Genomic DNA, 25,751 nt, shown 5'->3' on the forward strand with positions numbered 1-25,751 from the left:
TTCGCGAAGGAGGCGGCGGGATCGTCGGCTGTCTGTCGGCGGTCGCCGTCGCGATTACGTCTGCGGACCGGGTTTCAGCCGCACGCCGCGCCCGCCCGCGCCGCTGACCGCGCCTTCGCCGATCAGCTCGATCCCGGCGGCCTCCAGCGCCTCGACCACCCGGGTCAGGCTTTCGACCACGCCGCGCACATTGCCGTCGCTGGCCTCCATGCGCTGGATGGTCGGGACCGACAGGCCGGAAAGCTCGGCCAGCCGCTTCTGGTCGATGCCAAGCAGGGCACGCGCCGCCCGCATCTGGGCCGAGGTCATCATGCAGTGATTCCCAATCCTTGATGATGGATGTCTAGCATGGCGATAATGATATTTCAAATATCATGATTGCATGGTGACACACAAAAAAGGCCCCCGCGAAAGGGGCCTTTCCCGGCCGGTCGCGGATGGGTCAGAAATCCATCTTCAGGCCCAGCGTCACGGTGCGGCCCGGGGCATAGAGCGGCTTCACCCCGCGCGCATCGTATTGCACATAGCTGGAACGCTCGGAGTAATTCCGGTCGAAGACGTTATCCACGCCCAGGTGCAGCACGACGTTCTGGTAGTTCTGCGGCCGCCATTCGCCGTAAAGGTTCAGCACCGTATAGCTGGGCGCGTCCGAGAAACCGGCCTCGGTCAGGTAATCGCCCGACAGCTTGTCGGCCCATTCCACCGTGGCGCCGACCTTGGCGTTGTATTGCGCGATTTCCTGATCGACATACAGGGTGGCGATCTTGCCGACCGGCACGGCGGTGCCGCCATTGGGCAGCCGGTCCTCGCCGTCCTGGGTCACGTCCGCCTTGGTGAAGCTGCCGCCGACGCGGCCGCTGCCCCAGCTATAGGCGGCTTGCAGGGTGAAGCCCTTGCTGCGGTATTCCTCGACGTTGCCCAGGTAGGGCGCGCTTTCATCCTCGGGGAACACCAGCTCGCCCATGTCCTTCAGCCGGGTGTCGAAGAAGGTCAGGTTGCCGGTCCAGTTGCCCTGGTCGACGTTCAGGCCCAGCTTGACGTTGCGGGCGCTGGAGGTCTCGTAATCCTCGGCGACGTAAAGGTCCGAGCTGCGGGCATGCAGCAATGCGTATTCGCCGAAGGTGTGGCCCAGCCAGGTATGCGAGGCGCCGGCAAAGACCTCGAAGCCCTCGGCAAACTCATAGGACACGGTGCCGTTCACGCTGGCGCCGGTATCCGAATGGCGGCCGCCGTTGAAATCGGTGAAGCGGTGGTGATCCAGCCGCAGGCCGGTGGACAGGTCGATGCCGTTGTCGAATTCGAAACGGCCCTGGACGAAGGCGCCGATCTGCATGGTGTCCATGGTCCAGTAACGCCGGTCGGTGTCGCCGTAATTGTCGACCTCGTAATCGTCATAGGCCCAGTCCACGCCGGCGGTGATCCTGCCCTGACCCAGCGTATAGGTGTTCTGCAGCTTGCCGCCGATGGTCTGGTTTTCCAGGTTCATGTCGCCGTTGAGCGGGCGCGAGCCGGTGGCGTAGTTCGGGCGTTCGTATGTGTTGCGGCTGACAAAGATCATCGCCTCGGGATCCCAGGCGTCGCTGGGCGCGGTCGAGGTGTATTTCAGGGTCAGCGTATCGCGCGAGACCTTCAGCGGATAGACGCCGCGATCCAGCGGCCGTTCCGGGCTGGTCGGATACAGGTCCATGTTCATCTTGATGGTGCGGTCGGCGTCGTCCTCGGTGCGGTCATAGGCCAGCTCGACCCGATGGATGTCGAATTCATAGCCCAACTTCACCAAGGCGCCGCGGGCGGCGGGCTCGGTGCCGTCCATTTCCAGACCGTCGCCCGATTCGTAATTGTCGCCGCTGGTGCCATGGATCATCGCGAACCAGTCGAAGCCCTCATGGACGCCATAGCCGGCCAGCGAGGCCGAGAGGCCGCGGCCATTGCTGCCATAGGACAGGCCGACGCGGCCGCCTTGGTTCTTGCCATCGGTCAGCAGGTCCTTGGCGCCTACGGTCTCATAGCGCACCGCACCGGCGGCGGCGCCGAAACCGGCATCGGCGGCGGCGGCGCCGGCCTCGACCTCGACCGATTTCAGGAAGGCGGGGTCAACCACGTTCGAGCCGGTATGGTGCCAGCTGGTCGGACCCTGCGGCACGCCGTCGACGGTCACGGCCAGGTTCGACTGTTCCATACCGAAGACATGGATGCGCTTCGAGGGGCCCGCGCCGCCCGAGACCGTGATGGCGGAATCACGGGCGAAAAGCTCGGACACGTCGGCGGGCTGCAGCGCCTCGAGATCCTCGGCGGTGACCGAGACGCCGCCGGTGGCCTCGACGTTCTCCTGGCCGTCGGTGACCAGGGTGATCGGGTTCAGCACGAGGGTCTCGTCCGGCGCGGACGGGGCGGATTCCTGGGCGTAGAGGGCCGTCGCCAGGGCAAGCGTGGACACTCCCGCCAGAGGGAGGATTTGGCGCAACTGCATGTCTTTTCCTTGTTTCGTTGAGGAACTGGCGCGCGTTATAGGCTGCCGGCCTCTATACACAAGTAATTTACTCGGAATTCAATGTCGGGAACTGATAAAAACAGTCGGGATTGTTGCCGATCTGCGTCACCCCCGCCGCCGGCCAGGGAAAGGCCGGCCTTTGCCGAGCCCGGACGACGGGGCTGGCGCTGCCGGGGGCAAAGGGGTTACAGACCAGCAAAGCCGCAGCCCGGGACAGCAAGATGAGCATCAATCTCTATCAGAACGATCTGCCGGACGATCTGGACCTTGGCCCGGTGGTGGCCATCGACACCGAGACCATGGGCCTTGACCCGCGCCGCGACCGGCTGTGCCTGGTGCAGATGAGTTCGGGCGACGGCAATGCGCATCTGGTGCAGATCGCCCGCGGCCAGCACCAGGCGCCGAACCTGACCCGGATGCTGACCGATCCCAAGGTGCTGAAGCTGTTCCATTTCGGCCGCTTCGACATCGCGGCGCTGGAAGCCGCCTTCGGCGTGGTGACCAAGCCGGTCTGGTGCACCAAGATCGCCAGCAAGATGGTGCGCACCTTCACCGACCGGCACGGGCTGAAATACCTGCTGAGCGAGCTGGTCGGCGTCGACATCTCCAAGCAGCAGCAGACCAGCGATTGGGGCGCGGCCGAGCTGTCCGACGCGCAACTGGAATATGCCGCCTCGGACGTGCTTTACCTGCACGCGCTCAAGGCCGAGCTGGAAAAGCGGCTGGAGCGCGAGGGGCGGCTGGGCCTGGCGCAGGCCTGTTTCGACTTCCTTCCCGCCCGCGCCCATCTGGACCTGCGCGGCTGGGGGGATGAAAACGACATCTTCCACCATTAGGTAGCGGGCCATGAGCGCATATCTCGACACCGCCCTGCGGGTGATCCGCACCGAGGCCGAGGGGCTGGCCATGCTGGCCGAGGGGCTTGGCGACAGCTTCGACCGCGCCGTCGCGGCGATTCTGGCCGCGAACGGCCGGGTCGTGGTGTCGGGCATGGGCAAGTCCGGCCATGTCGGGCGCAAGATCGCCGCCACCCTGGCCTCGACCGGCACGCCGGCGCAGTTCGTCCACCCGGCCGAGGCCAGCCATGGCGACCTGGGCATGGTCACCCAGGGCGATCTGGCGCTGGTGCTGTCGAATTCGGGCGAGACGCCCGAGCTTGCCGACCTGATCGCGCATACCCGGCGCTTCCAGATCCCGCTGATCGGCGTCGCCAGCCGGCCCGATTCCACCCTGCTGCGTCAGGCCGACGTGGCGCTGGTGCTGCCCGCCGCGCCCGAGGCCTGCGGCACCGGCATCGTGCCCACCACCTCGACCACCATGACCATGGCCCTGGGCGACGCGCTGGCCGTGGCGCTGATGGAGCATCGCAAGTTCACGCCCGAGCATTTCCGCACCTTCCACCCCGGCGGCAAGCTGGGCGCCCGGCTGTCGCGGGTGGCCGACCTGATGCACGAGGACATCCCCCTGGTCGCCGAGACCGCGCCCATGGCCGATGCGCTGCTGACCATCAGCCAGAAAAGTTTCGGCGTGACCGGCGTGACCAATGCCGAGGGCACGCTGACCGGCATCATCACCGACGGCGACCTGCGGCGGCACATGCAGGGCCTTCTGGAGCACACGGCGGCCGAGGTGATGACCCGCAACCCGCGGACCATCGGCCTCGACCAGATGGCCGAGGCGGCGCTGGCCGAGATGCAGTCGCGCCGCATCACCAGCCTGTTCGTGGTCACGCCCGACGGCCGGCCGGCCGGGCTGATCCATATCCATGATTTCCTGCGCACGGGGATGGTCTAGCGGTGCCGACCCGGTCCTGCATCGTCGCCTGGCTGCGCGTGATCCTGCCGCTGGCGGCGCTGGCGCTTTTGTCGGTGCTGTTCCTGCTGGGCCGCAAGCCCGAGCCGGACGCAAACATCCCCTATGCCGACGTGAACCCGCAAGAGCTGGCCGAGCGTCAGGCGGTGACACAGCCGACCTATGCCGGCGTGACCGAAGACGGGGCGCAGATCAGCGTGACCGGCGCCGAGGCGGTGCCCGATGCCGGCGGCGGCGGTGCGGCCAAGGCGGTGCGCATGACCCTGCGCGCCAGGGACGGGCGCGCGGCCGATGTCAGCGCCGGCGCCGCCTCGCTGCAGGGCGACCAGATCCGGTTGGGCGAAGGCGCGCGCATGACCACCGCCGACGGCTGGGTGCTGACCGCACCGGAATTCCTGGCGTCGACCACGGCCGGCACCGTGGTCTCGGAGCAGGAGGTGAACGCCCTTGCCCCTTTCGGCGAATTGACGGCGGGCCGGATGGAGCTGAAACCCTCGGGTGAGGGCAGCGGCGATCATGTTCTTGATTTGAGCGGCGGAGTCCGATTGATATACCGGCCATGACCTTTGCGTCCCCACACGCCGCGCCCGGGGGCATCTCATGCGCCAGAAAGGAAACCCGATGATCCGGTCCGGACCGCTTTTGCCCGTGATCCTGTCGCTTGCCCTGGCGGCTTCGGCCGGCGCGCAGGGCACGGGTTTCGGCAATGCGCAGGACATCAAGCAGCCGGTCGAGGTCACCGCCGACACGCTGTCCGTCGATCAGAAGACCGGCAAGGCCACCTTCTCGGGCAATGTGCTGATCGGGCAGGGGGCGATGCGGCTTTCGGCGGACAGCGTGACCGTGACCTATGCCCAGGGCGACCAGAGCCGGATCAGCGCGCTGCACGCCGCAGGAAACGTCACCCTGGTCAGCGGCGAGGACGCGGCCGAGGCGAAGGCCGCCGATTACGACGTCGAATCGGGCAATGTGGTGCTGACCGGCGATGTGCTGCTGACCCAAGGCGGCAATGTGCTGTCGGGCGACAAGGTCACGGTGAACCTGACGACCGGCACGGCCAATGCCTCGGGCCGGGTGCGCAGCGTCCTGCAGCCGGGGAACCGGTGATGGCGGCCGAGGCGGCACAGGGCCTGCGCGTCAGCGGGCTGCGCAAGTCCTATCGCAACCGGCCGGTGATCCGCGACGTGGCGATGCAGCTGGACCGGGGCGAGGTGGTGGCGCTTCTGGGTCCGAACGGCTCTGGCAAGACCACCTGCTTTTATTGCGTGGCCGGGCTGGTGGCGCCCGATTCGGGGCAGGTGCTGATCGACGGCCAGGACGCGACGCGGCTGCCGATGTATCGCCGCGCGCAGATGGGCATCGGCTATCTGCCGCAGGAAATGTCGATCTTTCGCGGCCTGACGGTCGAGCAGAACATCATGGCCGTGCTGGAACTGGTCGAGCCGCATGTGCATCAGCGCCGCGAGCGGCTCGAGGAGCTGCTGGGCGATTTCTCGATCGGCCATCTGCGCAATGCCTCGGCCATGGCGCTGTCCGGGGGCGAGCGGCGCCGGGTCGAGATCGCCCGCTGCCTGGCGGCCGATCCGGCCTATCTGCTTCTGGATGAACCATTCGCCGGCGTCGATCCGATCGCCGTGGGCGAGATCCGCGGCCTGGTCCACGCCCTGAAAAGCCGCGGCATCGGTGTGCTCATCACCGATCACAACGTCCGCGAGACGCTGGAGATCGTCGACCGCGCCTATATCCTGCATGACGGCCATGTGCTGAAATCCGGCACCACGGCCGAGATCGTCGCCGACGAGCAGGTGCGCCGGGTCTACCTGGGCGAGAGCTTCCGGATGAACTGAGCGCGAGGCCGCGCCGATCCCTGCGCGCGGCCGTTGACACGGGCGCATGGCTGTCACCAAATGAGGTTATGGCGGGGGCAAGGACGCCCCTGTCGGAAAACCTCGGCGGCGCATGGGCTGCTTGCCTGCCGCCGCCGGGCAACCGAAAGGACGGACCACCATGCGCTACCAGATCAGCGGAAAACAGATCGATATCGGCGATGCGCTTTCGACCCATGTGAAGGCCGAGCTGGGTGAGACGATTGACAAGTATTCTCAACGTCCTACGGATGCCACGGTGATCTTTTCCCGCAACGCGCATGAATTCATCTGCGATGCGGTGGTGCATCTCTCGACCGGGTTGAACGTGCAGGCCAAGGGTGCCTCGACCGAGATCTATGCCGCCTTCGAACAGTGCAAGGAACGGATGGACAAGCAGCTGCGTCGCTACAAGCGCCGGCTCAAGGATCACCACAAGGACCGGGTCGAACCGATTGCCTTCGAGCAGGCGGGCATGTATGTGCTGGCCGCCGATGAGGACGAATGGGAATCGCAAGGGGACGGCCTGCAGCCCATGATCATCGCCGAGATGGAAACCCGCGTGCCCACCCTGTCCGTGGGCGAGGCGGTGATGCAGATGGAACTGGCCGGCAGCCCGCTGCTGGTCTTCCGCAACGAGAAACATGGGGGCGTGAACGTCGTTCACCGCCGCGAGGACGGCAACGTGGGCTGGATCGACCCTCGCAATCTGGGCTAGACTGACGCAGAAGGGCAGTCTTGTTGAACCAAACGTCCCGGCCGCGCAGCCCGCGGCCGGGACCTGACAATTTTCGGGCGACATGCAAATCAGCGACATTCTCTCCCCCGCCGCCGTGCGGACGATGAGCCAGACCACCAGCAAGAAGCGGTTGTTCCAGGAAATCGCCGAGCAGGCGCGCACGGTCTATGGCGTGGATGCGCCGCAGACCCTGGATGCGCTGCAGGAACGCGAAAGCCTGGGCCCGACCGGAGTCGGCCATGGCGTGGCGCTGCCGCATGCGCGGCTGCATGGGCTCGACCGCGTGGTCGGCCTGTTCCTGCGGCTGGAAAAGCCGCTGGATTTCGACGCCGTGGATCGCCAGCCGGTGGACCTGATCTTTGCGCTGCTGGCGCCGAAGAATTCCGGCGTCGATCACCTGAAGGCGCTGGCGCTGGTCTCGCGCACGCTGCGCGACCAGGATCTGCGCGCCAAGCTGCGCGCCAATGACGACGCGGTGGCGCTGCATGCCATGCTGGCGGCGGCGCCGGGCATCAAGGCGGCCTGAAGTCGCATCCGGGCGGGCAGGGGGTGAAATGCCCCCGCATCGGCGCTATACTCCCACGCGGGAGGAAGACCGAATGACCAGACATCTAGCAGACCGCAGTCACGAAACCAGCGCGGGCCGCACGCAATACTATACGCGGCAGGAACGCGAATCCGGCACCCATCCGGCCATCGCCGCCCTGCGCATGCGGCCCCGCGCCCGCAGCGAGGCGACGAATCGCCGCGCTGCCGAATTCGCCCGGATCGAGCGCGGCCATCAGGTCTGACCCTTGACCTGCCAATATGAAACCGGCCGGGCGCTGCCGCCCGGCCGGTTTTCCTATTGTCCCCGGGCCCGGCCGCGATCAGGCGCGGACCAGCTTTTCGTAATCCGCGGCGATCTTGCGGGTGGTGTCGCCGACCTGGAAATGCCAGTCGCCGATCTGCCCGACCGGAGTCACCTCGGCGGCCGTGCCGGTCAGGAAGCATTCCTGGAAACTGTCCAGCTCCTCGGGCTTGATGCGGCGTTCGTGCACCGCGGTGCCGTTGTCCTTCAGCATCTGGATGATGGTCTGCCGGGTGATGCCGTTCAGGAAGCGGTCGGCCAGGGGCGTGTGCACCTCGCCATCCTTGACGAAGAAGATATTGGCGCCGGTGGCCTCGGCGACATAGCCTTCCCAGTCCATGAACAGCGCGTCCGAGCAGCCCTTCTCCTCGGCGGCGTGCTTGGACATGGTGCAGATCATGTAAAGCCCGGCGGCCTTGGCGGCGGTGGGGATGGTCTCGGGGCTGGGCCGCTTCCACTTGGCGATGTCGAGCTTGGCGCCCTGCCATTTCGCCTCGCCGTAATAGCTGCCCCATTCCCAGGCGGCGACGGCCATGCGCACCGGGTTGCGGCGGGCGGAAACCCCCATGTCCTCGCCCGAGCCGCGCCACATCACCGCGCGGACATAGGCGTCCTTGAAGCCGTTGGCATTCAGCACCGCCTCCTTGGCGGCGTCGATCTCCTCGGCGGTATAGGGCGATTGCATGTCCAGCAGCCGCGCCGATTCGATCAGCCGCAGCGAATGCTCCTGCCCCTTGAAGATCTTGCCGCTGTAGCAACGCTCGCCCTCGAACACCGAGCTGGCATAGTGCAGCGCATGGGTCAGGATGTGGACATTCGCCTCGCGCCACTCCACCAGCTTGCCATCCATCCAGATCTTGCCGTCACGATCGTCATATGCGCCCGCCATTCTTTCCTCCGGCCGGTTCTGTTTCGGAATGTTGCGCCCTCAGAGCGTGTCTGGCAAAGAAAGTTGCGCAACTTGGGGTCTGGGCTATCCATTCATGGTTGGAAAGTCAATAAGTCTGACATAAATAGGAGCCATGCATTACGGAGAAGCCATGCAGAACAAGGTTGGAATCGCGGCGACGGGCGGCGAAAGCCTGCTGTTTCTTACCGATGACCAGCTGCGGCGCGGGATCGAGGCGATGTTCTTCGCCTATCGCGCCTTCACGGCCGATCCCGACATGATCCTGGCCGAGCTGGACTATGGCCGCGCCCATCACCGGGCGATCCATTTCATCAACCGCGAGCCGGGACTGACAGTGACGGCGCTGCTGGACGTGCTGGGCGTGACCAAGCAATCGCTGAACCGGGTCTTGCGCGCGCTGATCGAGGACGGGCTGGTCGAAAGCCGCATCGGCCGCCGCGACCGGCGCGAACGCCAGCTCTACCTGACCGACAAGGGCGCGATCCTGGAACGCCAGCTGTCCGAGGCGCAGCGCGCCCGGATGCGCGCCGCCTATCGTGCCGCGGGGCCGCAGGCGGTGGCGGGTTTCCGGCAGGTGCTCGAGGCGATGATGGACCGCGACACGCTTCGGCAGTATCGTGCGCTGAAAGATCTGCCCGACCCGTCATGAACAGTCCCGATCCGCAACCCGCGGCCCATATCCTGGTCGTCGACGACGACGAACGCATCCGCAGCCTGCTGCGCCGTTTCCTGATGCGCAATGATTTCCTGGTCACCACGGCGCGCGACGCCGCCCATGCCCGCCGCCTGCTGGAGGGGCTGGATTTCGACCTGATCGTGCTCGACGTGATGATGCCGGGCGAGGACGGCTTCTCGCTGACCCGCGACCTGCGCCAGCGCATGCCGACGCCGATCCTGCTCTTGACCGCCAAGGGCGAGACCGGCGACCGCATCGAGGGGCTGGAAAGCGGCGCCGACGACTATCTGCCGAAACCCTTCGAGCCGCGCGAATTGCTCTTGCGCATCGCCGCCATCCTGCGCCGCATCCCGGTGGCCGAAGCCAGGGGGCCGAAATTCCTGTCGCTGGGCCCGTTGCGCTATGATGCCGACAAGGGCGAGCTGTGGCAGGGCGATGCGCCCTTGCGTCTGACCGGGACCGAGCAGGCGTTGCTGAAGCGCCTGGCCGATACGCCGCGCCAGCCGGTCAGCCGCGGCGCGCTGATCGAGGATCTGGGCCGCAGCCCCGCCGAGGAGCCGGGCGAGAATTCGGAACGCGCCATCGACGTGCAGATCACCCGGCTGCGCCGCAAGATCGAGCCCGACCCGAAGGAGCCGCGCTATCTGCAGACGGTACGCGGGACGGGCTACATGCTGGTGCCCGACTAGGAAGCCGCCGCGCCGCTTTCGCGGCCGCAATGGGTCTTTGGGCAACAGAGAAGACCCGAGCGCGGCGCCCCCTGCTTCTTCGTTGGTCAAAGACCCATGCCGGACCTGCCATCCGCGCGGCGCATGAGAAAGGGGCCCGAAGGCCCCCAATTCATGCCAGCGCGCCGTGGCAGTGCTTGAACTTCTTGCCCGAGCCGCAGGGGCAGGGGTCGTTGCGCGACGGGTTGCCCCAGGTGGTGGGGTCGGTCTCGTCGAAGCCGGCGACGCGGCCCGAAACCTCGCCGCCCTCGGCTTCCTCGTGCTCGGGGTGCATCTGCGCCTCGGTCGCCGCTTGCTGCTGCTGGTATTCGCGCAGCATCTGCTCGCGCTCGGCATCGGTCAGCGGCCGGATGCGGGCCAGTTGCTGGGTCACGTCGACGCGCAGCCCGTCCAGCATGGTCTCGAACAGCTGGAAGCCCTCGGTCTTGTATTCCGACAGCGGGTCGCGTTGCGCATAGCCGCGGAAGCCCACCACCGAGCGCAGGTGTTCCAGGGTCACCAGATGCTCGCGCCACTTGCCGTCGATCTGCTGCAGCAGCACCTGCTTTTCGATCTGGCGCATGTTCTCGGGACCGAACTGTTCGGTCTTCTGCGCCATATAGGCATCGGTGGCCTGCTGGATGCGCTCGCGGATCAGCTCCTGGTCCACGCCGTCCTCGGCCGCCCAGTCGGCGATCGGCAGGTCCATGTTCAGCTTGTCGATCACCGCGTCATGCAGGCCCTGGACATCCCATTGCTCGGCATAGGCGCGGGGCGGCAGGTGCTGGTCGATCAGGTCGTCGATCACCTGCGCGCGCATGTCGGCGGCGATCTCCCCGACCTCCTCGGTATGCATGATCTCCAGCCGCTGGCTGAAGATCGCCTTGCGCTGGTCGTTCATCACGTCGTCGAATTTCAGCAATTGCTTGCGGATGTCGAAGTTGCGCCCCTCGACCTTGGCCTGGGCGCGTTCCAGCGACTTGTTGACCCAAGGGTGAACGATGGCCTCGCCATCCTTCATGCCCAGCGTGGACAGCACCTTGTCCAGGCGTTCCGAGCCGAAGATCCGCATCAGGTCGTCTTCCAGCGACAGGAAGAACAGCGAACGGCCGGGGTCGCCCTGCCGGCCCGAGCGGCCGCGCAGCTGGTTGTCGATGCGCCGGCTTTCGTGGCGCTCGGTCGCCAGAACGAACAACCCGCCCGCGTCCAGCACCGCCTGTTTCTCGGCGGCGTGCTCGGCCTCGATGCGGGTGCGCAGCTCGTCGGGATGCGCCTCGGGATCGGCGGCCAGCGCCTCCATCACCTTCATCTCGACATTGCCGCCCAGCTGGATGTCGGTGCCGCGGCCGGCCATGTTGGTGGCGATGGTCACCGCGCCCAGCTTGCCGGCATCGGCGACGATCTTCGCTTCCTGTTCGTGCTGGCGGGCGTTCAGGACATTGTGCTGGATGCCCTCGCGGGTCAGCATCTGCGACAGCATCTCGGATTTCTCGATGCTGGTGGTGCCGACCAGGATCGGCTGGCCCTTTTCATGGGCTTCCTTGATCGCCTCGATGACGGCGGTGTATTTCTCGGCCGCGGTGCGATAGACGCGGTCATGCTCGTCGATGCGCTGCACCGGGCGGTTGGTCGGCACCTCGACCACGCCGAGCTTGTAGATCTCGGCAAATTCCTCGGCCTCGGTGGCGGCGGTGCCGGTCATGCCCGAGAGCTTGTCGTAAAGGCGGAAATAGTTCTGGAAGGTGACCGAGGCCAGCGTCACGTTCTCGGGCTGGATCGCCACGCCCTCTTTCGCCTCGATGGCCTGGTGAAGGCCGTCCGACAGCCGGCGGCCTTTCATCATCCGGCCGGTGAATTCGTCGATCAGCACGATCTCGTCGTCGCGCACGATGTAGTGCTGGTCGCGCTGGAACAGCTTGTGCGCCCGCATCGCCTGGTTGACGTGGTGGACGATGGTGGTCGATTCGGGATCGTAGAGCGTCTGGCCCTCGGGCAGGATGCCGGCGGCCTGCAGGCGCTTTTCAAGGAACTCGTTGCCTTCCTCGGTGAAGGTGGCGTTGCGGGTCTTCTCGTCCAGCTTGTAATGCTCGGGCGCGAGTTCGGGCATGAAGGCGTCCAGCGTCTTGTAAAGCTCGCTGCGGTCCTGCGACGGCCCCGAGATGATCAGCGGCGTGCGCGCCTCGTCGATCAGGATGCTGTCCACCTCGTCGACGATGGCGAAGAAATGCCCGCGCTGGGTCATCTGCTCGATCGAACCCTTCATGTTGTCGCGCAGGTAGTCGAAGCCCAGCTCGTTGTTGGTGGCATAGGTCACGTCGGCCTGGTAGGCGGCGCGCTTTTCGGCATCGTCCTGGAAGGGATAGACGACGCCGGTGGTCATGCCGAGCTGGGCGAAGACCTTGCCCATCCAATGCGCGTCGCGCTTGGCCAGGTAGTCGTTGACGGTGACGACATGCACGCCCTTGCCGGCCAGCGCGTTCAGATAGGCCGGGAAGGTCGCGACCAGGGTCTTGCCCTCGCCGGTCTTCATTTCGGCGATATTGCCCTGATGCAGGAAGATGCCGCCCATCAGCTGGGTGTCGAAGGCGCGCAGGCCAAGCGCGCGGCGCGCCGCCTCGCGGCAATTGGCGAAGGCCTCGGGCAGGAGCTTGTCCAGATCCTCGCCCGATTGCGCCCGGCCCTGCAATTCGCGGGTCTTGCCGATCAGGTCGGCATCGGACAGGGCGCGGAACTTCTCCTCCTGCGCGTTGATCTGGGCCACCAGCGGGCGGACCGATTTCACCTTGCGGTCGTTGGGCGTGCCAAAGACCAGTTTCGCCAAGTTTCCGATGCCGAGCATGTGAGCCTTCAAAATCGCGTATCTGGGGGTGCGCGGGACGTTCCGCCCACTTGCCGGCACCATTCGCCTTGCCCTATCACTTGGGCCGGAAAAACGGCGACGGGCGCGCATTTTCGGTTGGGCCGGATGTATGCGCCAGCCGCCTGAGTGTCAATGTTTGCGCCTGTTCACCTGCGCGTGGCCGGCGCCGTCCCATGAAAGGGAACCTCATGCTGAAACCGCTCCTCGCCGCGACCGCCCTTGCCTCCGTCACGCTGGGGGCGCTTCCGGCCCTGGCGCAGGACGCCGATACCGTGGTTGCCAAGGTCAATGACGAAACGATCACCCTGGGCCAGATGATCGCCATGCGTCAGGGGCTGGATCCGCAGGCGACGCAGGGACTGCCGGACGCGGCGCTGTGGGATCTGATGCTGGACCAGCTGATCCGCCAGACCGCCGTGGCGCAAGGCGCCCAGCCGCTGAGCAAGCGCGACACCGCCGCGCTGGAGATCGAGAAGCGCGCCTATCTGGCCGGCTCGGTCCTGGAAAAGGTCGCGGGGGCCGAGCCGAGCGAGGCCGAGCTGAAAGCCGCCTATGACCAGGCCTTCGGCGGCCAGACCGAGCCGAAGGTCGAATACAACGCCGCCCATATCCTGGTGAAGACCAAGGAAGAGGCCGAGGCCATCGCCAAACAGATCAAGGACGGCGCCGATTTCGGCAAGCTGGCCGAAGAGAAATCCACCGACAATTCCGGTCCGAACAAGGGCGACCTGGGCTGGTTCCAGCCCGAGCAGATGGTCGCGCCCTTTGCCGAGGCGGTGAAGAAGCTGGACAAGGGCCAGGTCTCGGACCCGGTCGAGACCCAGTTCGGCTGGCATGTCATCAAGCTGGTCGACTCGCGCGAGGTCACGCCGCCCAGCTTCGACGAGGTCAAGGAACAGCTGGCCGTGCAGGTCCGCCGCGACAAGGTGCAGGCCGCCATCGAGAAGCGCGTCGCCGAGTCGAAGGTCGAGAAGACCGAGGGGCTGGCCCCCGACCTGCTGAACAAGACCGAGATCCTGGGAGAGTGACCAAGATGGCCAAGGCCGAAGACAAGAAGTCCGGGCTTTCCGATGCCGACAAGCTGAAATCGCTCAAGAAGAAGCTGAAGAAGCTGAAATCCGCCTTCAAGGAGGCTGCGGTCAGCGTCGAGTCGCGCGTCGAGAAGGGCGCCGAGGCGGCCGCGGCGGCGGTGAGGAAGACCGGAAATCCGGTCTCGCCGCTGGCGCCGGCCGGTTTTCCCGATCTGCCGGTGGTCGCGGGGGCCGAGTTCGCCTCGGGCGCGGCGGGTGTGAAGTACAAGGGCCGCACGGATGTGATGCTGGTGCGGTTGGCGCCGGGCACCGCCATCGCCGGCGCCTTCACCAGGTCGTCGACCCGCGCCGCCAGCGTGCTGGACTGCCAGGCCAAGCTGGCGCTGACGCAGGATACCGCCAAGGGCGCGGCGATCATCGTGAATTCGGGCAATGCCAATGCCTTCACCGGCAAGAACGGGCAAGAGGCGGTGGATGCCGTCACCGGCGGCGTCGCCAAGGCGCTGGGCGTGCCGCGCGAGCGGGTGTTCTCGTCTTCGACCGGGGTGATCGGCGAGCCGCTGCCGGCCGAGCGCATCACCGCCGTGATCGGCGATCTTGCCGCCAACCTGGACACGGCCGGCGCGGCCGGCGCGGCGCGCGCCATCATGACCACCGACACCTTCCCGAAAGGCGCCGCCGCCAGTTTCGAGGCCGAGGGCGGCATCATCAACATCGTCGGCATCGCCAAGGGCTCGGGCATGATCGCGCCCGACATGGCGACCATGCTGGTCTATGTCTTCACCGATGCGCAGATCGCCCCGGCATTGCTGCAGAAGATGCTGTCGGGGCGCATGGACCAGACCTTCAACGCCATCACCGTGGACAGCGACACCTCGACCTCGGACGCGCTGATCCTGGCGGCGACCGGCAAGTCGAAGGCGGCGCCGATCACCGACCTGCGCTCGGCCCCGGCACGGGCCTTCGGCAAGGCGCTGACCCGGGTCATGCTGGATCTGGCGCAGCAGGTGGTCCGGGATGGCGAGGGCGCGACGAAATTCGTCGAGGTGCAGGTGACCGGCGCGACCAGCGACGCCGACGCGCATCGCGTCGCCATGGCCATCGCCAATTCGCCCCTGGTCAAGACCGCCATCGCCGGCGAGGACGCGAACTGGGGCCGTGTGGTCATGGCCGTTGGCAAGTCGGGGGCCGTGGCCGACCGCGACCGGCTGACCATCCGCTTCGGCGACATGGTGCTGGCCGAGAACGGCTGGCGCGCGCCCGGCTATGACGAGGCCGCCGCCAGCGCCTATATGAAGCGCGACCAGTTGGTCATCGGTGTCGATCTGGGGCTGGGCAAGGGCAAGCGCACGGTCTGGACCTGCGACCTGACGCATCGCTACATCGACATCAACGCCGATTACCGCTCATGAAGATCGTGCTTGTCGCGGCCGTGGCGTTGATCGACGCCGATGGCCGCGTGCTTCTGGCACAGCGCCCCGAGGGCAAGTCCCTCGCGGGCCTGTGGGAGTTTCCCGGCGGCAAGGTCGAACCGGGCGAGAGCCCGGAGACGGCGCTGATCCGCGAGCTGCACGAGGAGCTGGGCATCGAGACCTGGCAATCCTGCCTGGCGCCGCTGACCTTCGCCAGCCATGCCTATGACGATTTCCACCTGCTGATGCCGCTGTTTGCCTGCCGGCGCTGGCAGGGGGTGCCGATGCCGCGCGAGGGCCAGAACCTGGCCTGGGCGCGCGGCACGGAACTGTCACATTATCCCATGCCGCCGGCGGATGTGCCGCTGATCCCGATCCTGCGCGACTGGATCTGAGGCTTTGACACCACCCCGCCGGGTTTTTCTCCTCCATTGGCCGCATCTTTGGACAATATTAGTTAACATTTTACATTTTTGTGGCAATTCTGAAACCCTGTAGAGGAGGAGGAGTACTCAGGACATGATTCGCACGATTACGATCGGAAGCTGTATTTCTGTCCAAGGCGTGTTCGAGCGTCAGCAGGCGAACGGGAACATCGTTGTCCGCGTGGGAAGCAAGACCTACGAGGGCAAGCCGGTTCTTCTGACCTGATCGAGATACGGTATGTGCCCAGAATCATGACGGGGCCCTTTCACAAGGGGCCCCGTTTTCATTTTCCGACGCCCCGAACGCGAAAGGGCGGACCCGCAGGCCCGCCCCCTCATGCCGTTCGGATGCGGGATCACAGCTGGCGCTGCACTTCCTCGCGCTCGAAGATCTCGATGACGTCGCCCTTGCGGATGTCGTCGTAGTTCTCGAAGGCCATGCCGCATTCCTGACCGGACTGCACTTCCTTGACCTCGTCCTTGAAGCGCTTCAGCGTCTTCAGCGTGCCCTCGTGGATCACCACGTTGTCGCGCAGCAGGCGCACGCCGGCCGAACGCCGGGCCACGCCCTCGGTCACCAGACAGCCGGCGACATTGCCGACGCCGGTGACGCGGAAGACTTCGCGGATCTCGGCATAGCCGATGAAGTTCTCGCGCACCTCGGCCGACAGCAGCCCCGAGGCCGCCGCCTTGATGTCATCCACCAGGTCGTAGATGATCGAGTAGTAGCGGATCTCGACACCCTTCTGGTTGGCGGCGTTCCGCGCCGGGGCATTGGCCCGGACGTTGAAGCCGATGACCGGGGCGCGGCTGGCTTCGGCCAGTCCGATGTCCGATTCGGTGATCGCGCCGACACCGTAATGCAGCACGCGCACGCGCACCTCGTCGTTGCCGATCTTTTCCAGCGCCTGGACGATCGCCTCGGCCGAGCCTTGCACGTCGGCCTTCACCACCACCGGCAGTTCGGCGACGTTCTCGTCGGCCTTGGCCTTGGCCAGCATCTGGTCCAGCGTGATCGCGGCACCGGCGGCGGCGCGCTTGTCCTTGGCGGCCTGCTCGCGGTAATCCGCGATCTCGCGCGCCTGCGCCTCGGTCGAGACGACGTTCAGCACGTCGCCGGCTTCCGGCGTGCCGTTCAGACCCAGCACCTCGACCGGGACCGAGGGACCGGCCTCGTCGACGCGCTCGCCCTTGTCGTTGATCAGCGCCCGGACCTTGCCCCACTGTTCGCCGACGACGAAGATATCGCCGCGCTTCAGCGTGCCGTTCTGCACCAGCACGGTGGCGACCGGGCCGCGGCCGACATCCAGCTGGGCCTCGATCACCGCGCCCTGTGCCGGGCGGTCGGGATTGGCCTTCAGCTCCAGGATCTCGGCCTGCAGCGCGATGGCTTCCAGCAGCGCGTCCAGGCCCTGGCCGGTCTTGGCCGAGACTTCCACGTCCTGCACCTCGCCGGACATGGCCTCGACGACGACCTCGTGCTGCAGCAGGTCGGTGCGGACCTTCTGCGGATTGGCGGTCGGCTTGTCGATCTTGTTGATCGCCACGATCATCGGCACCTTGGCGGCCTTGGCGTGGTTGATCGCCTCGACCGTCTGCGGCATGACCGCGTCATCCGCCGCCACCACCAGCACGACGATATCCGTCACCTGCGCGCCGCGGGCCCGCATCGAGGTGAACGCGGCGTGGCCGGGGGTGTCGAGGAAGGTCAGCGTGGCGCCGTTCGAGGCCTTCACCTGATAGGCGCCGATATGCTGGGTGATGCCGCCGGCCTCGCCCGAGACCACGTTGGCGTGACGGATCGCATCCAGAAGCGAGGTCTTGCCGTGGTCGACGTGACCCATGATGGTGATGATCGGCGCGCGCGGCTTCAGATCCTCGGGCTTGTCCTCGACCTGGTCGATGACCTGCTCCACATCGGCATCCGAGACGCGCACGGCATTGTGGCCGAACTCGTCGATCACCAGCTCGGCGGTGTCGGCGTCGATGGACTGGTTGGCGGTGACCATCATGCCCATCTTCATCAGCGACTTGATGACATCCGCCACCCGTTCCGCCATGCGGTTCGCCAGTTCCGACACCACGATGGTTTCCGGCAGCTGCACGTCGCGGGCCTGCTTTTCGGCGCGCTGGCTGCCGCCCATGGCTTTCTGCCGGGCCTTTTCCTGCTTGCGCTTCATCGCCGCCAGGCTGCGCTGCCGGCCGCCTTCGCCGTCCAGCGCCTGGCTCAGCGACAGCTTGCCGGTGCGGCGGCTGTCGTCGCGGCCCTTGTTGCGGTTGTCGCGGTCGTCGGCCGGGCCGCGAGTGTCGCGGTCGCGGTCGGTCTTGCGCGGACCGGCGGCGCTGACGCCCTTGGTCTCGGCGCGCACGGCGGCGGCCTCGGCGGCGGCGCGGTCGGCCGGGGTGGCCGGGCGCGCTTCCGTCTTGGGCTTGGCGATCTCGGCCTTCTTCTTCTCGCGCAGCTCGGCTTCGCGGGCGCGGCGCTCGTCCTCCTCGGCCTTCAGCCGCAGGGCTTCCTCGCGCTCGCGCTCCTCGCGCTCCTTGGCTTCCAGCTCAAGGCGGCGGCGTTCGCGTTCTTCCTCGCGGGCCTTCTCCTCGGCAACGCGCTGAGCGGCTTCCTCGACCTCGCGGGCCTTGGCGGCGCGCAGAGCGGCCATGCGCCGCTCCATCTCGGCATCCGAGATGCCGGCGGGACGCTTCGACGGGTCGCCCGACACGGCCGAGGGCGAGCCCGAGCGCCCGCCGCCCGCTGCCGGGCCGGTCTTGCCGGGCACGACCACGCGCTTGCGCTTGGTCTCGACGACCACGTTATGGGTCCGGCCGTGGCTGAAGCTTTGCTTCACATGGCCCGAGCGGCCGCCACCAAGACCCAGGGGTTTCTTTCCGTCAGTATCGCTCATCCGATCTTCATTCCTTCCCGGCGGCCGCATTGCCGCCGTCATGCTCGCGCAGACCCGTCAGTCTGCTCGCGTCCCTGATCAATTTTTCGGTCAGGCCCCCCGGCGCAAGCGCGCTGTGTATGACATGATCGCGCCCAAAGGACAAACCCAATTCTGATGCGGTCATGCAGCCGAACCACCGGCCCCCGGGCGGGGTCCAGAGCTTGCCTTTGCCGCGTTCCGATCCGTCGCTGGCCTGCAACAGCACCTTGGCCTTTCCGGCGGCCAGCCAGTCCTTGACCTTCTCGAAGCCGGCGACCGCCAGCCCGGCCTTGCGCGCCAGCGACAGCGTGTCCGTCACCCGCCGCGACAACCCGGATTCGATCAGCGCCAGCAGCTCGGGCGGGGCGGTCACCCGCGCCTTGGCGCCTCGCGAAAACAAGCCCTTGGCGGCAGCCTTGTCCAGCGCCTGCCGGTCGGCCACCACCCAGAAGCCGCGTCCGGGCAGCTTCTCGGCCAGATCCGGCACCACCTCGCCATCGGGGCCCGCGACAAAACGGATCAGCCCGGCCTTCGGCTGGACCTCGCCCGTGACGATGCAGCGCCGTTCGGGCGTCTCGCGGTCCTTGATACGGCCCCCGCGTGTCATCCGGCTCCCGGGGCGTTACACCCCGGCCTCCTGTTCGTCGCCCGGCTCGGCCGGCTCGGCCTCGTCGGCCGATTCGAGCTCGGTCGGATCGACCCAGCCCAGCATGACCCGGGCGGTCATCACCAGGTTCTGCGCATCTTCCAGCGAGACGTCGAAGGGTTCCAGGATGCCGTCGTCCTTGACGCGCTGGCCGTTCTGCGTGGTCCAGCCGCCGGCCAGCTCCCAGTCGGCGCAGGTGGCGAAATCCTCCAGCGTCTTGACGCCGTCCTTGGCCAGCGCCTCGACCATCTGCGGGGTCAGGCCCTCGAACTCGATCAGGCTGTCCTCGACGCCCAGGGCGCGGGCATTTTCCAGCGCGGCCTTGTTCGCGGCCTCCAGATGTTCGCGGGCCCGGGTCTGCAGCTCCTCGGCGGTGCCTTCGTCCACGCCCTCGATCGACAGCAGCTCGTCAACGTCGACGTAAGCCACTTCTTCCAGGTTGGTGAAGCCCTCGGCCACCAGAAGCTGGGCGAAGAACTCGTCCAGGTCCAGCGTGTCCATGAACAGCTTGGTGCGGGCGTTGAACTCGGCCTGGCGGCGCTTCGATTCTTCCTCTTCGGTGAGGATGTCGATATCGAGCCCGGTCAGCTGGCTCGCCAGCCGCACGTTCTGGCCGCGGCGGCCGATGGCGAGGCTGAGCTGCTCGTCCGGCACCACCACCTCGATGCGGGTCGCGTCCTCGTCGAAGACCACCTTCGCCACCTCGGCCGGCTGCAGCGCGTTCACCAGGAAGGTCGCCTGGTCCTCGGACCACGGGATGATGTCGATCTTTTCGCCCTGCAATTCACCGACGACGGCCTGCACGCGGCTGCCGCGCATACCGACGCAGGCGCCGACCGGGTCGATCGAGTTGTCATAGCTGATCACGGCGATCTTGGCGCGCGACCCCGGATCGCGGGCACAGGCCTTGATCTCGATCACGCCGTCATAGATTTCCGGCACTTCCATCTTGAACAGCTCGGCCATGAACTGCGGATCGGTGCGCGACAGGAAGATCTGCGGGCCGCGCGCCTCGCGGCGCACATCCTTGACATAGGCGCGGATGCGGTCGTTCGGGCGATAGCTCTCGCGGCCGATCTTCTCGTTGCGGCGCAGGATGGCCTCGCCCCGGCCCACATCGACGATGATGTTGCCGTATTCCTCGCGCTTGACGACGCCGTTGATGATGGTGCCGGCGCGGTCCTTGAATTCCTCGTACTGGCGGTCGCGCTCGGCCTCGCGGACGCGCTGCAGGATCACCTGCTTGGCGGATTGCGCGGCGATGCGGCCCAGATCCACTGGCGGCACCTGTTCCTGGAACACGTCGCCCGGCTGCGGCTTGCCCGAGAAATCGGTCAGCCCCTGGCCATCGCGCAGCCAATGCGCGCGGCCGTCCTTCGAGGGTTCGAAATAGGCGCGGGCCTGGTCGGCGGTGAACTCGGCCTGGTAGTTCTCGACTGCGTCATCCTCGACCACGGTGCGGGCGCGGGTGAAAGTGGCGTTGCCGGTCTTGCGGTCGATATGGACGCGGATGTCCATTTCCGAGCCGTAGCGCGACTTCGCGGCGCGGGCCAGGCTGTCCTCCATCGCCTCGATCACCAGATCGGGGTCGATCATCTTCTCGCGCGCGACCGCCTCGGCGGTCTGCAGAAGCTCAAGCTGGTTGGCAGAGGTGATGGCCATTCCTCACTCCTTCGCACCGGCGTTGTCGCCGGATTCCGTTTCGATCTCGTCAAAAGCGGCTTCGTCCAGATTGTCGATCTGCACGCCCGCATCCTTCTTTTGCCGCAGCATCTCGGCGATCAATTCGTCGGTCAGCACCAGCTTCGCATCGGAAAGCCAGTCGAAGTTCAGCCCGATGGTATGGGTCTCGCCGCCCTCGTCGATGTTGAGCAGCACCTCTTCGCCCTCCACCCCGGCCAGCACGCCCTTGAAGCGCTTGCGGCCGTCGATGGGCTGGTTGGTTTCCAGCCGCGCCTCGTAGCCCTCGAAAAGGGCGAAGTCCTTGAGCCGCGTCAGCGGCCGGTCGATGCCGGGGCTGGAGACCTCCAGGTGATAGGCGTCCTCCAGCGGGTCCTCGACATCCAGCACCGCGCTGACGGCGGTGGAAATGTCGGCGCAGTCGTCGACATTGATGCCGCCTTCCGGGCGGTCGGCCATGATCTGCAGCGTGGCGGTCTTGCCGCCCTGCAGGCGGATGCGCACCAGTTCGAAACCCAGATCCTCGATGACCGGGGAAATGATCTCGGCCAGGCGCCGGTCGATGGCGGTCTTGGCGATGAGGTCGGTCATTCGTGATACCCCAAATACAAAAAACGGGCCGAGGCGGCCCGTGCGTCTTACCGGTGGGCAGGGTGTGGACGCCTGCGCCGCTGTTGAGCCGCATATAGGGCGCGGCGCGGGCGATTGCAAGGAAAACCGGCGGGGCCGTTCAACGCGGTGCAGGATTGTCCCGCCAGATGCGGAAATTCAGCGCCCCGGCCAGGGTCAGCCAGGCCAGATAGGGCAGAAGCAAAACCCCGGAAAGCAGCTCCAGCCGGAAGGCCGCGACCACCAGCGCGGCGCTGACCAGCCACAGCACCGCCAGCACCGCCATGGCCGCGCCCGGCCGGCGCGCGCCGAAGAATACCGGCGTCCACAGGGTGTTCAGCGCGATCTGCGCCGACCACAGCGCCAGGGCGGGCCCGGCGCCGGGCAGGCCCGCCAGCCGCGCGCCCACCCAGGCCAGCAGCAGGTAAAGCGTGGTCCAGGCCAGCGGGAACGCCCAGCGTGGCGGGGTGAAATCCGGCTTGCGCAGCCCGTCATACCAGCCGCCGGGCGGAAAGATCAGGCCGGCCGCGGCCGCCGCGCCGCAAGCGATCAGGAAGAACAGGAAAGTCACGTCGCACCCCGCCGGAACAGGCGGCGCGCCCTATCGCGCCGCATCCCGGAAACCGTCCATCACCCGCACCAGTTCCGCGGCGATTCGCGGCTCGCTCAGCGCGTGGCCCGAGGCGGGGACCAGCCGCAGATCGGCCTTGCCCCAGCCCTCGGCCAGTTCCCAGGCGGTCGCGGGCGGGCAGACCATGTCATAGCGGCCCTGCACGATCACGGCCGGGATATGCTCGATGCGGTGGCGGTCGCGCAGCAGCTGGCCCTCGGCCAGGAAGCAGTCATGGGCGAAATAGTGGTTCTCGAGCCGGGCGAAGGTGCGGGCGTAGTCCGGGGGCGCATGGCCCGGCCCGTTGATCTCCAGTCCCGCCAAGGCGTTTTCCCAGACCAGCCAGGGCAGGGCATGGCGGATCTCTTGTCCGCGGTCGCCGCTGAACAGCCGCCGGTGATAGGCGGCGATCATGTCGCCGCGCTCGGCCTCGGGGATCGGGGCCTGGAATTCGGCCCAGCGGTCCGGGAAGAAGCGGGCGACGCCACCGCCATAGAACCAGTCCAGCTCGGCCCGGCGGCCCAGGAACACCCCGCGCAGCACCAGCGCCACCACGGGGTCGGGATGGGCCTGGGCATAGGCCAGCGCCAGCGTCGCGCCCCAGCTGCCGCCGAACAGGATGGCGCGCTCGATGCCCAGTTCGCGGCGGATCGTCTCGATATCGGCGATCAGGTGCCCGGTGGTGTTCGCAGCCACCGTGGCATGGGGCTGCGAGCGGCCGCAGCCGCGCTGGTCGAACAGCACCGCCCGGTAATGCGCCGGATCGAAGAAGCGCCGCATGAAGGGGCTGCACCCGCCTCCGGGCCCGCCATGCAGGACGATCACCGGCACGCCGCCCGGATTGCCGCTCTGCTCGACATGCAACATGTGGCCGTCGCCGACCTCGATCATCCGGCGGTCGAAGGGTTCGACCATCGGATGCAGCCTGCCATGCGACGGTGTGCCGCCGATTTGCCCTGCCAATCTGTCCATGGCACCACTATATAGCGCCTCGTGCGCGCCCGCCACATGAAGGACGGCCAGATGACCGAAAGACCAGCCCCCGCCAGCCCGGCCCCCAGCAGCATCGACCCGGCCGAGGTCGCCAAGTTCCAGGCCATGGCGCGGGAATGGTGGGATCCGAACGGCAAGTTCAAGCCGCTGCACATGCTGAACCCGACGCGGCTGGATTATGTCACGACCCAGATCGCGGCACAGTTCGGCCGCGACCTGACCGCGCCCCGGCCCTTCGACGGGCTGCGGCTGCTCGACATCGGCTGCGGCGGCGGGCTGATGGCCGAGCCGATGGCCCGGCTGGGCGCCGCGGTCACCGGCGCCGACGCGGCCGAGGGCAATATCGCCATCGCCGGCCTGCATGCCGCGGACCAGGGCCTTGCCATCGACTACCGCGCCACCACGGCCGAGGCGCTGGCGGCCGAGGGGCGCCGTTTCGACGTGGTCATGGCGCTGGAGATCGTCGAGCATGTCGCCGACCCGGCGCAGTTCATCGCCACCTGTCGCGACCTGGTGGCGCCGGGCGGCATGCTGATCGCCTCGACGCTGAACCGCACGGCGCGCAGCTTCGCCGCCGCCATCGTCGGCGCGGAATGGGTCATGCGCTGGCTGCCCAAGGGGACGCATGACTGGCGCCGCTTCATCACCCCGGACGAACTGGCGCGGATGAGCGAGGCGGCGGGGCTGCGCGTCGTCGACCGCTGCGGCATGGTCTTCAACCCGCTGGGCTGGAGCTGGTCGCTGTCGCATCGCGACCTGTCGGTCAATTACGCGATGACCGCGCTGCACGACGCCTGAAATTTCCTCGTCCGGCAGAGGCTCGATCGCCGCGCGGCCGGTCTTTCACCGTTTCCCAAATACCCGGACGACCCGGCGCCCTCAGCGTCCGCCGCGCGATTCGTGACGCAACGTCTCTTCCAGCTGCTTGCGCAGCATGCGCAGCACCGGCAGCGCCGCGCGCACCCGATCGGCGCCGACATCGCGCACCACATCGGCGATTCGCGGCATGAAGGCCGCCAGTGCCGCGTCCCGCGCCGCCCGGCCCGCCGGGCTGATCGCCACGAACTTGCGCCGCGCGTCGTCCCAGTCCGGGCGGATATGGATATGCCCGGCCCATTCCAGCCGCGACAGCGTGTTGGTCATCGCGCCGCGGGTGACGTGGAAGGCTTCGGCCAGCTCGGCGGGCGTGCGTTCGACATTCAGATGCGCCAGCAGGTTCAGCACCGAGAAATGCGAGATCTGCATGCCCTTGGGCAGCGCCTTGCCGATCAGGTCGCGCGCCAGCTGGTCGGCGATGAACACCTCGGAAAACAGGCTGGCCGCAAGGGCATCGGCCGAGATGTCGGCATGCCCTGCCGGGCTGTCATGGGTCTTGTCGATCATGGGCCGGTGAAGTCTCGGTCATGCGTAAGCGATGGGATGCGGGACCGTGCCCCAGGGACGGCCCCGGGGTCAAGCGTGACGAAGGTGACGCCGGGCTCGCTGCCGCCATCGGCCAGCACCTCGCCCCAGGGGCCGACCGCCAGGGAATGGCCGTGGCTGCGGCGCACCCGGCGCCCGGCATCGAAATGCGCCGCATGGCTGCCGCATTGCGCCGGGGCCAGCACGAAGCAGCCGGTCTCGATGGCGCGGGCGCGCAGCAGCACCTCCCAATGCGCGGCGCCGGTGGTGTCGTTGAAGGCGGCGGGCACGGTCAGCGCCTTTGCCCCGGCCTTGGCCAGCGCCCGATAGAGCTGTGGAAAGCGCAGGTCGTAGCAGACCGTCATGCCGATGGGCAGCGGCCCCTCGGCCAGCACGGCGCGGCCGCCGGGACGGAAGGCCGCCGATTCGCGATAGGATTCGCTCTCGGACACCGTCACGTCGAACATGTGCAGCTTGTCATAGCGTGCCCGGATCGCGCCGTCGGGGGCGATCAGGAAGCTGCGATTGGCAAAGCGCGTCTCGGCCGGATCGCCGGTTTTCAGCGACAGCGAGCCGATCAGCAGCCAGATCCCCAGCGCGCGCGCATCCTCGCGCAGGGCGGCGAGCGTCGGGTCCTCGGCCTCGACATGCAGGATGCGCTGCTGCAAGTCGCGGCTGCCGCCCAGCAGGTTGGTGGCCTCGGGCGTCAGCACCCAGCCGGCGCCGCCCTGCGCCGCCTCGCGCACCAGCGCCCGCGTGACCGGCAGGTTGCGCGCCGGATCGTCCGAGACGCTGAGCTGCACCAGCGCCGCCGTCAGCGCCTCGCTCATGCCGTCAGGCCCAGCAGCCCGTCCAGCTTGCCCCGATGCTCCAGCGCATGCAGGTCGTCGCTGCCGCCGACATGCTGGCCGTCGATGAAGATCTGCGGCACGGTCCGGCGGCCGCCGGCGCGCTGGGTCATGGCGCCGCGCAGCTGCGGGTCGCGGCTGACATCGGTTTCCTCATAGGCGACGCCCTTCTTGCGCAGCAGCGATTTGGCGGCGGTGCAATAGGGGCAGGTGGGGGTGGTATAGATCTCGACCTTGGCCATAAGCGCGTCCCGGTAGTCATGGT

The 25,751-nt window shown here is 67.2% G+C and carries 28 protein-coding genes; 15 read left to right on the forward strand and 13 right to left on the reverse strand.

The window, feature by feature from the left end; translation table 11 throughout:
• Positions 1–54: 54 nt before the first annotated feature.
• Entirely contained in the window at positions 55–312 is a 258-nt protein-coding gene (locus NBE95_RS04775; protein ID WP_289894712.1) for a helix-turn-helix transcriptional regulator, read from the reverse strand.
• Between the two features lie 130 nt (positions 313–442).
• The gene (locus tag NBE95_RS04780) at positions 443–2,470 is read right to left on the reverse strand and encodes a TonB-dependent receptor (RefSeq protein WP_289894713.1); all 2,028 of its coding nucleotides are present in this window, start codon (positions 2,468–2,470) and stop codon (positions 443–445) included.
• A gap of 242 nt (positions 2,471–2,712) precedes the next feature.
• Between NBE95_RS04780 and NBE95_RS04785 the strand changes: the two genes are divergently transcribed.
• From NBE95_RS04785 to NBE95_RS04820, 8 genes are all read left to right on the forward strand, one after another.
• Complete coding sequence (locus tag NBE95_RS04785; protein WP_289894714.1) at positions 2,713–3,327, forward strand: ribonuclease H-like domain-containing protein; 615 nt, start codon at positions 2,713–2,715, stop codon at positions 3,325–3,327.
• Between the two features lie 10 nt (positions 3,328–3,337).
• Positions 3,338–4,285, forward strand: coding sequence for a KpsF/GutQ family sugar-phosphate isomerase (locus NBE95_RS04790; protein WP_289894715.1), 948 nt, complete (start codon positions 3,338–3,340; stop codon positions 4,283–4,285).
• 2 nt (positions 4,286–4,287) lie between these two features.
• The gene (locus NBE95_RS04795) at positions 4,288–4,866 is read left to right on the forward strand and encodes a hypothetical protein (RefSeq protein ID WP_289894716.1); all 579 of its coding nucleotides are present in this window, start codon (positions 4,288–4,290) and stop codon (positions 4,864–4,866) included.
• Positions 4,867–4,924: 58 nt separating this feature from the next.
• Complete coding sequence (gene lptA / locus NBE95_RS04800; RefSeq protein WP_289894717.1) at positions 4,925–5,410, forward strand: lipopolysaccharide transport periplasmic protein LptA; 486 nt, start codon at positions 4,925–4,927, stop codon at positions 5,408–5,410.
• On the forward strand, positions 5,410–6,150 hold the full coding sequence (gene lptB, locus NBE95_RS04805) for an LPS export ABC transporter ATP-binding protein (RefSeq protein ID WP_289894718.1): 741 nt from the start codon (positions 5,410–5,412) through the stop codon (positions 6,148–6,150). The genes lptA and lptB overlap by 1 nt, the downstream gene beginning before the upstream one ends.
• Before the next feature lie 160 nt (positions 6,151–6,310).
• Positions 6,311–6,886 carry a ribosome-associated translation inhibitor RaiA gene (gene raiA, locus NBE95_RS04810; RefSeq protein ID WP_019353072.1) on the forward strand — a complete coding sequence of 192 codons (576 nt, stop codon included), beginning with the start codon at positions 6,311–6,313 and terminating at the stop codon, positions 6,884–6,886.
• An 82-nt stretch (positions 6,887–6,968) separates the two neighbouring features.
• Positions 6,969–7,433: a PTS sugar transporter subunit IIA gene (locus NBE95_RS04815; protein ID WP_289894719.1), complete on the forward strand. Its 465-nt coding sequence runs from the start codon at positions 6,969–6,971 to the stop codon at positions 7,431–7,433.
• Between the two features lie 73 nt (positions 7,434–7,506).
• Positions 7,507–7,698: a hypothetical protein gene (locus NBE95_RS04820; RefSeq protein WP_289894720.1), complete on the forward strand. Its 192-nt coding sequence runs from the start codon at positions 7,507–7,509 to the stop codon at positions 7,696–7,698.
• 78 nt (positions 7,699–7,776) lie between these two features.
• On the opposite strand, the gene NBE95_RS04825 is transcribed toward NBE95_RS04820, so the two are convergent.
• Entirely contained in the window at positions 7,777–8,646 is an 870-nt protein-coding gene (locus tag NBE95_RS04825; RefSeq protein ID WP_289894721.1) for a branched-chain amino acid aminotransferase, read from the reverse strand.
• A gap of 151 nt (positions 8,647–8,797) precedes the next feature.
• Here NBE95_RS04825 and NBE95_RS04830 point away from each other — a divergent pair, with 151 nt between their 5' ends.
• Positions 8,798–9,316, forward strand: a complete 519-nt coding sequence (locus tag NBE95_RS04830) for a MarR family transcriptional regulator (protein ID WP_289894722.1) — start codon at positions 8,798–8,800, stop codon at positions 9,314–9,316.
• On the forward strand, positions 9,313–10,032 hold the full coding sequence (locus NBE95_RS04835; protein ID WP_289894723.1) for a response regulator: 720 nt from the start codon (positions 9,313–9,315) through the stop codon (positions 10,030–10,032). The genes NBE95_RS04830 and NBE95_RS04835 overlap by 4 nt, the downstream gene beginning before the upstream one ends.
• 151 nt (positions 10,033–10,183) lie before the next feature.
• Here NBE95_RS04835 and secA read toward each other — a convergent pair whose 3' ends face one another.
• Entirely contained in the window at positions 10,184–12,889 is a 2,706-nt protein-coding gene (gene secA / locus NBE95_RS04840; RefSeq protein WP_289894724.1) for a preprotein translocase subunit SecA, read from the reverse strand.
• Between the two features lie 209 nt (positions 12,890–13,098).
• On the opposite strand from secA, the gene NBE95_RS04845 reads away from it, so the two are divergent.
• The 4 genes from NBE95_RS04845 to NBE95_RS04860 all read left to right on the forward strand — a co-directional run bounded on the left by NBE95_RS04845 (position 13,099) and on the right by NBE95_RS04860 (position 16,004).
• The gene (locus tag NBE95_RS04845) at positions 13,099–13,938 is read left to right on the forward strand and encodes a peptidylprolyl isomerase (RefSeq protein ID WP_289894725.1); all 840 of its coding nucleotides are present in this window, start codon (positions 13,099–13,101) and stop codon (positions 13,936–13,938) included.
• 5 nt (positions 13,939–13,943) lie between these two features.
• Positions 13,944–15,353, forward strand: coding sequence for a bifunctional glutamate N-acetyltransferase/amino-acid acetyltransferase ArgJ (argJ, locus tag NBE95_RS04850; RefSeq protein ID WP_289894726.1), 1,410 nt, complete (start codon positions 13,944–13,946; stop codon positions 15,351–15,353).
• On the forward strand, positions 15,350–15,748 hold the full coding sequence (locus NBE95_RS04855; RefSeq protein WP_289894727.1) for a (deoxy)nucleoside triphosphate pyrophosphohydrolase: 399 nt from the start codon (positions 15,350–15,352) through the stop codon (positions 15,746–15,748). The genes argJ and NBE95_RS04855 overlap by 4 nt, the downstream gene beginning before the upstream one ends.
• 124 nt (positions 15,749–15,872) lie before the next feature.
• A complete protein-coding gene (locus NBE95_RS04860) occupies positions 15,873–16,004 on the forward strand; it encodes a hypothetical protein (RefSeq protein ID WP_019352669.1) in 132 nt (43 codons plus the stop codon).
• A 130-nt stretch (positions 16,005–16,134) separates the two neighbouring features.
• Here the strand turns inward: NBE95_RS04860 and infB are convergent, their stop codons facing one another.
• From infB to pip, 6 genes are all read right to left on the reverse strand, one after another.
• Positions 16,135–18,678 (reverse strand): translation initiation factor IF-2, encoded by a 2,544-nt coding sequence (infB, locus tag NBE95_RS04865; RefSeq protein ID WP_289894728.1) that lies wholly within the window; start codon positions 18,676–18,678, stop codon positions 16,135–16,137.
• A 7-nt stretch (positions 18,679–18,685) separates the two neighbouring features.
• Positions 18,686–19,306 (reverse strand): RNA-binding protein, encoded by a 621-nt coding sequence (locus tag NBE95_RS04870; protein ID WP_289894729.1) that lies wholly within the window; start codon positions 19,304–19,306, stop codon positions 18,686–18,688.
• Between the two features lie 15 nt (positions 19,307–19,321).
• Positions 19,322–21,007, reverse strand: a complete 1,686-nt coding sequence (gene nusA / locus NBE95_RS04875) for a transcription termination factor NusA (RefSeq protein ID WP_289894730.1) — start codon at positions 21,005–21,007, stop codon at positions 19,322–19,324.
• 3 nt (positions 21,008–21,010) lie between these two features.
• Entirely contained in the window at positions 21,011–21,616 is a 606-nt protein-coding gene (gene rimP, locus NBE95_RS04880; protein WP_289894731.1) for a ribosome maturation factor RimP, read from the reverse strand.
• A gap of 139 nt (positions 21,617–21,755) precedes the next feature.
• Positions 21,756–22,205: a TspO/MBR family protein gene (locus NBE95_RS04885; protein WP_289894732.1), complete on the reverse strand. Its 450-nt coding sequence runs from the start codon at positions 22,203–22,205 to the stop codon at positions 21,756–21,758.
• A gap of 30 nt (positions 22,206–22,235) precedes the next feature.
• Positions 22,236–23,216 carry a prolyl aminopeptidase gene (gene pip, locus NBE95_RS04890; protein ID WP_289894733.1) on the reverse strand — a complete coding sequence of 327 codons (981 nt, stop codon included), beginning with the start codon at positions 23,214–23,216 and terminating at the stop codon, positions 22,236–22,238.
• A gap of 51 nt (positions 23,217–23,267) precedes the next feature.
• Between pip and ubiG the strand changes: the two genes are divergently transcribed.
• Positions 23,268–24,035, forward strand: a complete 768-nt coding sequence (ubiG, locus tag NBE95_RS04895; RefSeq protein ID WP_289894734.1) for a bifunctional 2-polyprenyl-6-hydroxyphenol methylase/3-demethylubiquinol 3-O-methyltransferase UbiG — start codon at positions 23,268–23,270, stop codon at positions 24,033–24,035.
• An 81-nt stretch (positions 24,036–24,116) separates the two neighbouring features.
• On the opposite strand, the gene NBE95_RS04900 is transcribed toward ubiG, so the two are convergent.
• Genes NBE95_RS04900 through grxC form a run of 3 tightly spaced genes read right to left on the reverse strand, consistent with a single transcriptional unit; the run spans position 24,117 to position 25,728 of the window.
• Positions 24,117–24,620, reverse strand: coding sequence for a helix-turn-helix domain-containing protein (locus NBE95_RS04900; RefSeq protein ID WP_289894735.1), 504 nt, complete (start codon positions 24,618–24,620; stop codon positions 24,117–24,119).
• Positions 24,617–25,468, reverse strand: a complete 852-nt coding sequence (locus NBE95_RS04905) for a carbon-nitrogen hydrolase family protein (protein ID WP_289894736.1) — start codon at positions 25,466–25,468, stop codon at positions 24,617–24,619. The genes NBE95_RS04900 and NBE95_RS04905 overlap by 4 nt, the downstream gene beginning before the upstream one ends.
• Positions 25,465–25,728 carry a glutaredoxin 3 gene (gene grxC / locus NBE95_RS04910; protein ID WP_289894737.1) on the reverse strand — a complete coding sequence of 88 codons (264 nt, stop codon included), beginning with the start codon at positions 25,726–25,728 and terminating at the stop codon, positions 25,465–25,467. Before grxC ends, NBE95_RS04905 begins: the two co-directional genes overlap by 4 nt.
• Between the last annotated feature and the right edge of the window lie 23 nt (positions 25,729–25,751).

Source organism: Paracoccus sp. TOH (genome assembly GCF_030388245.1).
GTDB lineage: Bacteria > Pseudomonadota > Alphaproteobacteria > Rhodobacterales > Rhodobacteraceae > Paracoccus > Paracoccus simplex.